12 protein-coding genes are annotated in these 12,085 nt (G+C 68.5%); 1 reads left to right on the top strand and 11 read right to left on the bottom strand.

Annotated features, from left to right (window positions below; translation table 11 throughout):
* Positions 1-92: 92 nt before the first annotated feature.
* From rbfA to coaBC, 9 genes are all read right to left on the bottom strand, one after another.
* On the bottom strand, positions 93-533 hold the full coding sequence (gene rbfA, locus HZ989_RS01305) for a 30S ribosome-binding factor RbfA (protein WP_209321853.1): 441 nt from the start codon (positions 531-533) through the stop codon (positions 93-95).
* A gap of 54 nt (positions 534-587) precedes the next feature.
* Positions 588-1,274: a DUF2459 domain-containing protein gene (locus HZ989_RS01300; RefSeq protein ID WP_209321852.1), complete on the bottom strand. Its 687-nt coding sequence runs from the start codon at positions 1,272-1,274 to the stop codon at positions 588-590.
* On the bottom strand, positions 1,274-1,771 hold the full coding sequence (locus tag HZ989_RS01295) for a hypothetical protein (RefSeq protein ID WP_209321851.1): 498 nt from the start codon (positions 1,769-1,771) through the stop codon (positions 1,274-1,276). Before HZ989_RS01295 ends, HZ989_RS01300 begins: the two co-directional genes overlap by 1 nt.
* Positions 1,772-1,973: 202 nt before the next feature.
* A complete protein-coding gene (gene infB, locus HZ989_RS01290; RefSeq protein WP_209321850.1) occupies positions 1,974-4,967 on the bottom strand; it encodes a translation initiation factor IF-2 in 2,994 nt (997 codons plus the stop codon).
* Positions 4,968-5,076: 109 nt separating this feature from the next.
* Positions 5,077-5,757 carry an RNA-binding protein gene (locus HZ989_RS01285; protein WP_209321849.1) on the bottom strand — a complete coding sequence of 227 codons (681 nt, stop codon included), beginning with the start codon at positions 5,755-5,757 and terminating at the stop codon, positions 5,077-5,079.
* 15 nt (positions 5,758-5,772) lie between these two features.
* Positions 5,773-7,509, bottom strand: coding sequence for a transcription termination factor NusA (nusA, locus tag HZ989_RS01280; protein ID WP_209321848.1), 1,737 nt, complete (start codon positions 7,507-7,509; stop codon positions 5,773-5,775).
* The gene (gene rimP / locus HZ989_RS01275; protein WP_209321847.1) at positions 7,509-8,099 is read right to left on the bottom strand and encodes a ribosome maturation factor RimP; all 591 of its coding nucleotides are present in this window, start codon (positions 8,097-8,099) and stop codon (positions 7,509-7,511) included. The genes nusA and rimP overlap by 1 nt, the downstream gene beginning before the upstream one ends.
* Before the next feature lie 157 nt (positions 8,100-8,256).
* Positions 8,257-8,706 (bottom strand): dUTP diphosphatase, encoded by a 450-nt coding sequence (gene dut / locus HZ989_RS01270; protein WP_209321846.1) that lies wholly within the window; start codon positions 8,704-8,706, stop codon positions 8,257-8,259.
* A 1-nt stretch (position 8,707) separates the two neighbouring features.
* Complete coding sequence (gene coaBC, locus HZ989_RS01265; protein WP_209321845.1) at positions 8,708-9,946, bottom strand: bifunctional phosphopantothenoylcysteine decarboxylase/phosphopantothenate--cysteine ligase CoaBC; 1,239 nt, start codon at positions 9,944-9,946, stop codon at positions 8,708-8,710.
* Positions 9,947-10,057: 111 nt separating this feature from the next.
* On the opposite strand from coaBC, the gene HZ989_RS01260 reads away from it, so the two are divergent.
* Entirely contained in the window at positions 10,058-10,582 is a 525-nt protein-coding gene (locus tag HZ989_RS01260) for an S-type pyocin family protein (RefSeq protein WP_209321844.1), read from the top strand.
* Positions 10,583-10,680: 98 nt separating this feature from the next.
* Here HZ989_RS01260 and HZ989_RS01255 read toward each other — a convergent pair.
* Together HZ989_RS01255 and HZ989_RS01250 are read right to left on the bottom strand one after the other, a co-directional pair.
* Positions 10,681-11,438, bottom strand: a protein-coding gene (locus HZ989_RS01255) for an IS5 family transposase (RefSeq protein ID WP_209320429.1) whose coding sequence is annotated in 2 segments (ribosomal slippage) — positions 10,681-11,105 and positions 11,105-11,438 — 759 coding nt in all. Because the reading frame shifts where the segments join, the coding sequence is not laid out codon by codon here.
* A 70-nt stretch (positions 11,439-11,508) separates the two neighbouring features.
* Positions 11,509-11,922: a helix-turn-helix domain-containing protein gene (locus tag HZ989_RS01250; RefSeq protein ID WP_209321843.1), complete on the bottom strand. Its 414-nt coding sequence runs from the start codon at positions 11,920-11,922 to the stop codon at positions 11,509-11,511.
* Positions 11,923-12,085: the final 163 nt, after the last annotated feature.

Below are 12,085 nucleotides of genomic sequence, written 5' to 3'. Positions count from 1 at the left end.
CGTCGGGGTGGAGGGGGCGGACCCACGCACCGTGTCTGAGGTCGCCCCCTCCACTGCTTCGTGGTCCCCCTCCCCCGCTGCGCGGTGGAGGATCATTCTTCCTCGACCGGCGGCACGAAGGAATCCGCCCGCACGCGCGGATCGTCCAGCAGCCGGTTCAGCCGTTCGGCGGCGGCGAAGCTCTCGTCGTGGCGGAACCGCAGGTCGGGCGTGAACCGCATGTCGATATGGCGCCCCAGCGCCCCGCGCAGAAACTTGGCGTGCACGTTCAGCGCCTTGATGATCGCGTCGATGTGTCCGGCGGTATCCGAGCTCTCGACCCCCGCGCCCAGCGGTTCGACGAAACAGGTGGCGTGTTTCAGGTCGGGCGAAAGCCGCACCTCGGTCACCGTGACGGACACGCCGATCAGGGCCGGATCGCGAATCTCGTTCTCGCGCATGACCTCGACCAGGGCGTGACGGATCAGCTCGGACGCGCGCAGCTGGCGCTGGCTGACCAGACCGGCGGTGGATCTCGATTTCTTGCTGGCCATGGCGTCTGTCCTGTTCACCGCCGGGGATCGGACCCGCGCGAGAAGCGGGCGGGTCTAGTCTCGTCCGCCCGCCCTGTCCAATTGCACCCGGTCGATCGCGGCGATCACCTCGCCGGCGGTCTCGGACCGCTGTGGCCGGACCGGCAGCCCTCCGGCGTTCAGCACCCGCGCGGTCCAGTTGTTGCACAGATAGCCGATCCAGAAATGCTCATGGCTGGCGAAGAAATGCGCCCCATCGCCATCGCGGGCCACCGACAGGCGCGGCCGCCCCTCGATGAGCGCCAGCGAGCCCTCCACCCGCTGCGTCAGGCGGGCGAACCCGTCGGGCGTCAGATGCAGCGTCCGGCGCGCGGCAGGCGGGAACCGCCGTGACGGATCGCCCGCCTCCGGGTCCAGCATCACCACCGACGCATTGCCGGGCCAGAAGAAGGCCCGCAGGCCATCGGGGATACGGTCCTCCATCGGGCTGGTGTCGGTAAAGAATTTCGCATCGCCCCAGCCGATCAGCACCCAGTCCCCCTCGCCGATCGACCGCGACGCCTCCGCCAATGGCCCGCCCTGCGCCTCCAGCGCGGCGCGGGGCACGGCGATGTCGGTGTGAAAGCCGTTGTTCAGAACATGGACGGTGACGCCTCCGGCACCCCCGGCCATCGACGCCGGATTTCCGGGCAGGGCCCAGGTCCACAGGGCTGCGATCAGCCCGAGCGCCCCGGCCAGCAAGAACCCGAATACCCGCCTCATCAGGCCGCGTCGGGTGGCGGAGTGTGCGGCGGCAGGCTCCATTCGCCCCGGTAGTCGTAGGACAGGGTCACGCAATGCCGGAACCGGCCGTCGGGCCAGCGCCCGGTCGCCTGCATCGCCATCGGCCGCCCGGCCTGCACCCGCCCCAGCACCAGAAACGCCGCGTCCGCGCCGGGACACAGGGCCCGTGCCAGACCGCGCCCGTCGCCCTCGGTGTCGATGGAATAGACCGTGGCCTGGGTCGCGCCCTCGGGCAGGACGGATTTCGCCCCGTCCGGCCCGCCCTTGCGGATCGTCGCCGCCCCCCGCGACGTGGTCGAGATGATCCGCCGGACGCTGACCGCCCCGAACACCCCCCGTTCGACCTCCAGGGTGATGCCGCGTGTCAGGGCGGTGGTGATCCGGTCGGCCGGATTGAAGGACAGATAGCGGGTGTCGGCCGCGGCCGGGGTGGCCAGCAGGGCAAACATCAGGACGGCGGTCAGACGGCGGAGCATGGCTGAACCATACCGCGACTTGCGGCAGAAGGGAGGCGGGGACGGCGCACGATGTTCTCCCTCCCCCGAGGGGGAGGGAAAAGCACGAATCCGGCGCTCAAGCAGCGAGGCTCTGCGAGCCGGGCGGTAGCGCCCGACGCGCGCTCAAGCAGCGAGGCTCTGCGAGCCGAGCGGTAGCGCCCGACGCAAGGCGTCGCTCGCCCTAAAGCGTCCGCTTGATCTCTTCGACGGTGAAGCACTCGATGTAGTCGCCGACCTTGATGTCCTGGAAGCCCTGGAAATGCATGCCGCACTCCTGGCCCGACGGAACCTCGTTGACCTCGTCCTTGAAGCGTTTGAGCGTGGTGAGCGTGCCCAGTTCCAGAACCACGACGTCGTCGCGGATGATCCGGACCTTGGCCCCCTTGCGGACCACGCCTTCGGACACCCGGCAACCGGCGATCTTGCCGGTCTTGGAGATGTCGAACACCTGCAGCACGGCCGCATTGCCCAGGAAGGTTTCCCTCTGCAGCGGGGCCAGCATGCCCGACAGCACGCCCTTCATGTCGTCCAGCAGGTCGTAGATGATCGCATAGTAGCGAATTTCCACGCCTTCGCGGTCGGCCAGGTCCTTGGCCTGTTTCGACGCCCGGACGTTGAAGCCCAGGATCGGCGCGCCGGCCGATTTGGCCAGCTGCACGTCGCTCTCGGTGATCCCGCCGGCCCCGGAATAGACGACCCGGGCGCGGACCTCGTCGTTGCCCATCTTCTCCAGCGAGCCCTGGATGGCCTCGCCGGATCCCTGGACGTCGGACTTGATGAGGACCGGCAGTTCCGAAATCTTCTTGGATCCCAGCTTGGCCATCATGTCGACCAGGCTGACCTGGTTGATGCTGCCGGTGGCCTTCTCGCGCTTCTGACGGGCGCGGAACTCGGTCAGCTCGCGGGCGCGGGCCTCGTTCTCCACGGTCGCGAAGACGTCCCCGGGGGAGGGGGCCTCGTCCAGACCCAGGATCTCGACCGGTACCGACGGGCCGGCCTCGGCCAGCTGGGCGTTACGCTCATCCAGCAGGGCGCGAACCTTGCCCCAGGCCGAACCGGCCACGACGATGTCGCCGCGGCGCAGCGTGCCCCGCTTGACCAGGACGGTGGCGACCGGACCGCGTCCCTTGTCCAGCTTGGCCTCGATGACCACGCCTTCGGCCGAGCGTTCCGGATCGGCCTTCAGGTCCATGACCTCGGCCTGCAGCAGGATGGCTTCGATCAGGCCGTCCAGGTTGGTTTTGGCCTTGGCAGAGACCTCGATGATCTGGGTGTCGCCACCCAGGGCCTCGCCGATGATTTCGTACTGCAGCAGTTCGTTGACGACCTTCTGAGGATCAGCGTCCGGCTTGTCGATCTTGTTGACGGCCACGATGATCGGGGCGCCCGCAGCCTTCGCATGCTGGATGCTTTCGATCGTCTGCGGCATCACGCCGTCGTCGGCCGCCACCACCAGGATGACGATGTCGGTGACATTGGCGCCGCGCGTCCGCATGGCGCTGAAGGCCGCGTGGCCCGGCGTGTCCAGGAAGGTCACGGCGTCGCCCGAGGGCGTCTTCACCTGATAGGCACCGATGTGCTGGGTGATGCCGCCGGCCTCGCCCGCCGCCACGTCGGTGGTGCGCAATGCGTCCAGCAGGGACGTCTTGCCGTGGTCGACGTGGCCCATGATGGCCACGACCGGTGCACGGGGCGTCGTCGCCTCTTCGTCGATGTCGTCGGACAGGAAGCCGGCCTCGACGTCCGATTCCGACACGCGGCGCACCGTCATGCCGAACTCGTCGGCCACCAGTTCGGCGGTGTCGGTGTCGATGACGTCGTTGATCTTCATCATCAGGCCCTGCTTCATCAGGAATTTGATGATGTCGACGCCGCGCACGGCCATCCGGTTGGACAGTTCCTGCACGGTGATGACGTCGGGAATGACGACCTCGCGCGGACGGTTCGGCGCATCTGTGGAGCCGCCCTTGCGCTTTTCCTTCTCGCGTTCGCGGGCCCGGCGGACCGAGGCCAGCGAACGCATCCGCTCGGCCGTGTCGCCGTCACCGGCCACGGACTGGATGGTCAGACGGCCTTCGCGGCGCTTGGGCTCGCCGCGCGTGCGGCTGACGGCCTTGCCGGCGTCCGAGAAACGCTTGTCGCGATCGTCCTCGGGCTTGACCGGACGGGCGAAGCCGCCGCCGGGCGCGCGGCTGGGACGCGAGACCTCGGCCGCGACGGGCGGCGCGTTCGGGGTCGGGCGGCCACCGGGGCCGGTGCGGGCTCCGCCGGGACGGGCCGCGCCGGGGGCCGGACGCGGTGCCAGGGCGGAATAGCGGACCGGCTCGGCCGGGCGCGGGGCCGTGCCGCCGGGCCGCGAGGACGCCGGACGGTCGGAATAGGATTTCTCGCCGCCGCCCATGGCCTCTTCGCGAGCCGAACGGGCACCGAAGGCCGGACGGTCGATGGGCGCGCGGGCCGGATTGGCCTTGGGCACGCGCTGGCCGAAATTGACGGCCGGACGGGCCGGCGGTGCCGGACGGGGGGGTGCGGCCGGAGCGGCAGCGACGGGTGCCGGGGCGGGCGCCGGGGTCGGTGCAGCCGGAGCGGGCGCGACGGGTTTGGCGGCGGGCTTGCCGGTCGGGGCCGGGGCGGCTGCGGTCAGCTTGGCGGCTTCGGCGCGGGCGGCCTCGGCGGCGGCGCGGGCTGCGGCGGCTTCCGCCTGGGCGGCATTGGCTGCGGCAGCGGTCGCTGCGGCCTGCTCGCGCGCGGCGGCGTCACGGTGCGCCTGTTCGGCGGCCTGGGCTGCGGCACGATCGGCCTGCTGACGGGTGGCCAGTTCGATGGCGCGACGGCGGGCTTCCTGTTCCTCGCTGGACAGGCGACCGCCGGCGGGCTGCTGCGTCTGGGGACGCGGGGCCGGGGCCTGCGCCGCCGGGGCTTCCGGGCGAGGGCGTGCGACGTCGAAGCCCTGGGTGCGCGGCTGGCCCGGCACGGCGCCGACGCGGCGCTTGGTCTCGACCACCACCGTCTTGGTGCGACCATGGCTGAAGCTCTGGCGCACGGTGCCTGTCGGCACCGATCCCACGGCGCGCGGCTTGAGGCTCAGCGGCGCCCGTGGCCCCGTCGTAGACGGGGTTCCCGTGGGGGCCGAAGGCTGCTGGCCGTCGTTGGTATTGTCGTTCTCGTCGCTCATCCGGTCGCTTTACTCGTGGGCGGAGAAGTCCGCCGGGTCGTCAAAATCGTCTCTAAAACGCAAAAAGCCGTGCGGCGTCCGCCTCTCGAAAGAGGCCTGACCCCGCCCGTCAATCTGCCCGTTCAGGCTCGTCCTTCGGGTCTTCGTCCGACCCGTTCCCGTTTGCGGAACCCGGATGATCCGTGTCCCAGGCCGCGGGCCGAAGCGATCGAAATCCCGCCAGTCGTTCGACCTCCAGGGTCCAGCGATCGGCTCTGCCGCCATGCAGCAGGACGGTGTGTATCGCATTTTCCAGCCCGAGGGCCAAACTCAAATCGTCCGCGCCGAAAAGACCGCAGACCCGGGTCGTCTGATGCCGGGCCAGGGCCAGCAGCTTTCCGCGTCCATCCGACGCGCCGTCGCTGGCCTCGATCAGCCAGGCCGCCTTGCCCGACCGGATCGTAGCGGCCGATTTCTCGAAGCCGGAGATGAGCACGCCTTCACGCCGGGCAAGACCCAGCTGGTCCAGACAGCGGCGCAGCAGCAGGCTTTCGACCCTGTCCGACAGGTCTGCGGCGGGCCGCAGCGGTGCCTTGGCCGAGCGAGAGAACAGGTTCTTCTTCACCGCGGCGTCAACGGAGGCGCGCGACGCCTCCACCCACATGCCCCGGCCGGGCAGTTTGCGCCCCAGGTCGGGCGCGACGGCCCCGTCCGGGCCCGCGACGAAACGGATCAGTCGAGATTCATCCATGGCCTGGTGGGTCACCAGGTCCCGGCGCTCTCTATCGATCGTCGCGTCGCGCAGGCTCATGGACAGGGCACCGCATCACGCGTCGCGGGTCGGCTCGAGGTCGGCGACCCCGGCGTCATCGGCGGTGGCTTCGGGCGCGACGTCCTCGAAGACGGCCTCGGGGTCGTATTCCCCTTCGGCGAACTCGCCCTCGTCCTCGTACTCCGGCTCGGGCGGCTGCGGCAGTTCCGAGGCGTCGATCCAGCCGGCGGCGACCCGCGCCTGCAGGATCAGCATTTCGGCGTCTTCCTGGGCCAGGTTGAAGCTTTCCAGAACGCCCGGCAGCTTGACCCGTTCGCCGTTCTTCATCTCGTAGCCGCCGCGGATCTCGTCGGTGGCCAGGTCGGCCAGATCCTCGACCGTCTTCACGCCGCCTTCGCCCAGGGCCACGGCGATCGGCAGGGTCACGCCCGGAACGGCCAGGAGGTCGTCCTGGACGCCCAGCTCGGTGCGCCGGGCATCGAGGATGGCCGACTGGCGCTCCAGATAGTCGCGGGCGCGGGCCTGCAGCTCCTCGGCCGTGTCCTCGTCGAAGCCCTCGATCTCGGCGACTTCGTAGTTCTCGACGAAGGCCAGATCCTCGATGGTGGCGAAGCCTTCGGTGACCAGCAGCTGGGCGATGACCTCGTCCACGTCCAGGGCTTCCTGGAACAGGGCGGTGCGCTCGCTGAACTCACGCTGGCGACGCTCGGAATCCTGGGATTCCGTGATGATGTCGATCTGCCAGCCGGTCAGCTGGGAGGCCAGACGCACGTTCTGGCCGCGACGGCCGATGGCCAGCGACAGCTGCTCGTCGGGCACCACCACCTCGACCCGGTCGGCTTCTTCGTCCAGCACGACCTTGGAGACTTCGGCGGGGGCCAGGGCGTTGACGATGAAGGTCGGCTCATCCGGGTTCCACTGGATGATGTCGATCTTCTCGCCCTGCAGTTCGGCGACGACCGCCTGGACCCTCGACCCGCGCATGCCGACGCAGGCGCCGACGGGATCGATGGAGGAGTCGTTCGACAGCACGGCCATCTTGGCGCGCGAACCGGCGTCGCGGGCGGCGGCGCGGATCTCGATCACGCCGTCATAGACCTCGGGCACCTCCTGGGCGAACAGCTTGGCCATGAAGCCGGGGTGAGCTCGCGACAGCATGATCTGCGGGCCCTTGGCCTCGGGGCGGACGTCATAGATGTAGGTGCGGATCCGGTCGCCGATGTTGAACACCTCGCGCGGGATCGACTGGTCGCGGCGCATGATGCCCTCGCCCCGGCCCAGGTCGACGATGGTGTTGCCGTATTCGACGCGCTTGACGGTACCGTTGACGATCTCGCCGACGCGGTCCTTGAACTCTTCATACTGGTTGGCGCGCTCGGCCTCGCGGACCTTTCCGGTGATGACCTGGCGGGCCATCTGGGTCTGGACGCGGCCGAACTCGAACGGCGGCAGGTCCTCGATATACTCCTTGCCGACCACGGCTTCCGGATCGCGCCTGGACGCGTCGGTCAGGCGAACCATGGCCGAATCGTTGAACTCCTCCAGCTCGTCTTCCGGCATCCAGTCGTCCTCGACGATGGTGACGTGACGGGTCAGGGCCAGTTCGCCGGTCTTCGGGTCGATCCGGGCGCGGATGTCATGATGCGCGCCGTAACGGGACTTGGCCCCCTTCTGGATCGCCTCTTCCAGGGCCTCGATCACGATCTCGCGGTCGATGTTCTTCTCCTGGGCGACCGCATTGGCGATCTGCAGAAGTTCCAGGCGATTGGCAGAAATACCGGTCACGGCCATCAGGCGTCGTCCTCAGAAGTCTTTGCGTGGGTGTCATCAGGCCCGCCTTCAGGCAGGCCGTCGTCTTCGGGTTCGCCCCGCGCGGCGCGGATCGCGGCTCCGCGCTTCAGCAGGGCGTCGTTCATGACCAGCTTGGCGTCCACCAGCCAGTCGAAGGGGATCAGGGCGGTATCGTCCTCGCCGTCGAGGTCGATGGCGATGCTGTCGCCGTCCGTGCCGGCCAGGATGCCCTTGAAGCGCTTGCGCCCCTCGATCATCCGGTCGCTCTCCAGCCGCGCCTCCAGTCCCTCGAACAGGTCGAAGTCCTTCAGCCGCGTCAGGGGCCGGTCGATGCCCGGTGAGGAAACTTCCAGCAGATATTCGCCCGCGATGGGGTCGGCCGCATCGAGCACTTCGGACATGGCCCGGCTCAGCCGGGCGCATTCGCCGACATCGATGTCGTTATCGCTGGGACGCTCCGCCATGACCTGCAGCCGGCGCCGCAGCGTCCCGCCCATCAGGCGCACGCGCACGATCGAGAGGCCGATGGACTCCGCCACGGGATCGATCAGCTCCAGGATTTCGCGGTCTTCGACGGTCTTGGCGCGCAAGGGGTTCGTTTCGGGCAAAAAGAAAAGCGGTCGGCCCCGACGGCCGCCGCTTTGAACGACGCCGTTGGACGCCGGTCTAACGATGTGGGAGGCCGTATAGCCCCCTCCGGCCCAAAGGGAAAGGGGCGAGCCGATCGGCCCGTCCCTTCTTGGCGATTCAGCGCCCGGTCGAGCCGAAGCCACCCGCGCCCCGCGCCGTGTCGTCCAGCGTCTCCACCTCGACGACGGTCGCCTGGGCCACAGCGGCAATGACCATCTGGGCGATCCGCTCGCCGCGCCGGATCACGAACGGCGCCTGCCCCAGGTTGATCAGAATGACCCCGACCTCGCCGCGATAGTCGCTGTCGATCGTCCCCGGCGTATTGGGCGCGCTGATGCCATGTTTGAGCGCCAGGCCGGAGCGCGGCCGGATCTGCGCCTCCCAGCCCGGGTCCAGCGCGATCTTCAGGCCCGTGGGCACCAGGGCCCGCGCGCCCGGTTCGAGGGTGAGGGGCGCGTCCTCCGGCACCGCAGCTCTCAGGTCCATACCGGCCGATCCGGCCGTCTCATAGGCGGGCAGGGCCAGGCCCTCGGCATGGGGCAGGCGAAGGATGCGGAGGGTGGTCACGTCAGCGGCTCTCGATCCGGGATGCGAAATGGTCGGCGATCCGGTCAGCCAGGCGCGCGGCGACCTCGACCTTGGACAGGCGCGGCCAGGCCTCGGCGCCCTGGCGCGTGACCAGCAGCACCGTATTGCCGTCGGCCCCGAAGACGTCGCCGGACACATCGTTGCCGACGATCCAGTCGCAGCCCTTGCGTGACAGCTTGGATCGGGCGTTGGTCTCCAGGTCGGTCGTCTCTGCTGCGAAGCCGATGACCAGCGACGGCCGCATCGGCCCCGGCTTGGCCAGTCCCGCCAGGATGTCGGGATTTTCGATCAGGCCCAGAGTCGGCGGGCCGCCCGGGGCCTTCTTGATCTTGGCACCCGCCACTGTGTCCACCCGCCAGTCCGCGACGGCGGCGCTCAGCACCGCGATGTCGGCCGGAAGGGCGGCGACCGTCGCCGCCTGCATCTGCATCGCCGTCTCGACATCGACCCGCGTCACGCCCACCGGCACGGCCAGGCCGGTGGGCCCCGAGACCAGCGTCACCGCCGCACCCCGCGCGGCCAGAGCCGCCGCGATCGCATAGCCCTGCTTTCCGCTGGACCGATTGGTCAGGCCGCGCACCGGGTCGATCGGCTCGAAGGTCGGCCCGGCCGTCACCACGGCGCGCCGGCCGGCCAGGGCGCGACCATCGGGCCCGGCCAGCAGACGGTCCACGGCGGCCAGGATCGCGGCCGGTTCCGCCATCCGCCCCGGCCCGAACTCTCCGCAGGCCATCTCGCCGTCGTCCGGCCCCACGATGTCCATGCCGTGAAAGCCCGAAAAGCCCTTCAGTCGCTCCACATTGGCCTGCACCGCCGGGTGCAGCCACATCCGTACATTCATGGCCGGCGCCAGCAGCACCCGCTTATCGGTGGCCAGCAGGGTCGTGGAGGCCAGGTCGTCGGCCAGGCCGTTCGCCGCCTTGCCGATCAACCCCGCCGTCGCCGGGGCCACGACCACCAGATCGGCCCAGCGCGACAGCTCGATATGACCCATGGTCGTCTCGTCGTCCGGCAGGAACAGTCCCGTCCGTACCGGATGGCCGGTCAGGGCCGCCAGCGACAGGGGGGTGACGAAGGCCGCCCCGCTCTCGGTCAGGATCGCGCGCACCTCGGCCCCGGCCTTCTTCAACAGCCGCACCAGCTCCAGCGCCTTGTAGGCCGCGATGCCGCCGCCGACGATCAGCAGGATTTTCCGGTCGGTCAGGGCCAGGCTGGACATGGGCCGGGTCTAGCGGCACCGGCCCATCCCGTCGAGAACCGAAAAAAGAACATTGCAAGAACATACAACCTGTGGCTAACTTCGACCCGCGGGTTTTTGATGGAGGGTTGAATGAGGCTCAGGATCAACAGAACGGCTGCGGGCGTCGCCATGGCCAGCCTGGCCTTGCTCGGCCTGGCGGCATGCGGGAACGGCGCGTCGGCGGTCGAGACGCGGGATCGGGCTGCGGAGGTGACCGAGGCAAGGCTGACCGCCGTAACCGGCGCATCGTCGGACGAGGTCGCGACAACCGAACGTTCGGGCGAAAGGACCGTCCTGACCGCCAACCGGCGAGAAACGGTCGATGCCAAGATGCAGCGCCTGTATGAACGCAACGGCAGCGACTTCGACGCGACGTCGGCCGAAGACTTTCTGGCCAAGGTGACCGCCTTCACCAGTCAGCCACCGTCGGGCGTCGAGACGGTGACCCGGCCCAATGGCGACACCCTGATGTACCAGGCCTCGACCAACACCTTCGCTGTGGTCGCAAGGAACGGATCGCCCCGGACCATGTTCAAGCCCGAAGACGGCCCCGCCTACTGGGCCGAGCAGAAGGCGGCTGCGCCGACCTTTGGCCAGCGGCGATCCACGAACTGACACTCCGGGTGACGACGCAAAGGGCGTCAGGCTGGACGGTCACCGGGCTCGAGCCGAGAGAAGCCGCGTTTCGAGCGGTACCCCGCTAGGGTCGGGACTCATTTGGCCCAGTAGCAGACGGTCGCGGCGATGAGCACGCCGGAGAGGTAGTTTGCTGCGAGCTTGTCGTATCGGGTAGCGACCCGGCGATAGTCCTTAAGCCTGGACCAAAGGCGCTCGACGGTGTTGCGCTGGCGATAGGCGACGACGTCATAGGGGATGGGTCGTTTTCGCGATGTTGTGGTCGGGATGACGGCCTCGGCGCTTCGCTCGGCCAGGCGCTTCCTGAGGTGGTCGGCATCATAGCCCCGATCAGCCAGCAGCTTGCGGAACGGCCCGGCGGCCTCGATCAGGGCGTGGGCCATGGTGATGTCGTTGGTGTTGCCGGCGCTGAGCAGCAGCACGCGAGGCCGTCCCTGATCATCCACCAGCCCGTGGATCTTGGTCGTCCGACCTCCTCGCGACCGGCCTATGCTCTGGACGAAGGCCCCCCTTTAGCGCCCGCCGCCGAGCGGTGGGCCTTGACCGAGGTCGAGTCGATGGCGGCGCTGGAGTAGATGCCGCTGTGGCCGGTCAGGGCCTTGAAGATGTCGTGCCAGATGCCTTGGCGGCTCCAGCGGTTGAACCGGTTGTAGACTGTCGTGTACGGCCCGTACTCGGCCGGGCAGTCACGCCAGCGCGCACCCGATTGAAGCATATGGATGATTCCGGAGATCACACGGTGATCATCCACTCGTCGCGCGCCGCGACGACCGCGAGGCAGATGGGGCTCGATCCGTGCCCACGCTTCGTCATCCAGCCAATAGAGCTTCCGCATTCAAGGACTCCTTCCGGAATCCTTGAATCAGAACAACTGAAAGACGGCCAGGACTTATTGAGTACGGACCCTAGTTGTCGGGGTCGGCCTTGCCCGACATCTCGCGGATCATGTCCAGGGCCAGCTTCTGCTGACGGCTGGACAGTTGCGGTGCGAGGCGGGAAATCTCGATCGTGTACCGGGTCGAGGGGAATTCGTGGTCGAAGGCGGGCGCGTCGCCCTCGGCCATGCCCGGCTGTCCGGCGTTCAGGCCCTGAAAGAAATAGGCGACATCGACCTTGAAGAAGCGCGCGATGTCCCAGAGTTTGGACGCCGAGATACGGTTGGCACCCTTCTCGTATTTCTGGATTTGCTGAAAGGTCAGGCCCAGCGCGCGCCCAAGATCGCTCTGGTTGTACCCCAGACTGATGCGCTTCTCGCAGACCCGCCTGCCCACATGACGGTCCACGGGGTGGGGACCGTCCTCGCCGACACCTCTAGCCATCTTTCGACTGTCTTCGCCTCGGTTCATCCTGCCGATCCAATGCCCTTGTCTGTTGGGACTGTCATTTAAATTCTGGGAAATCGAGGTTCAACGGCTGGAATTGGCTCGATTCCGGGGGGCACGCCTTTGTTCTCAAGGCCTTGATGACGGTCCCGGCCGTCTG

Origin of the sequence: Brevundimonas sp. AJA228-03 (genome assembly GCF_017795885.1) — a bacterium.
In the GTDB taxonomy this organism is placed as follows: domain Bacteria; phylum Pseudomonadota; class Alphaproteobacteria; order Caulobacterales; family Caulobacteraceae; genus Brevundimonas.
Note: the sequence above shows the minus strand (reverse complement) of the source record. Positions and strands in the feature narration are given on the sequence as shown.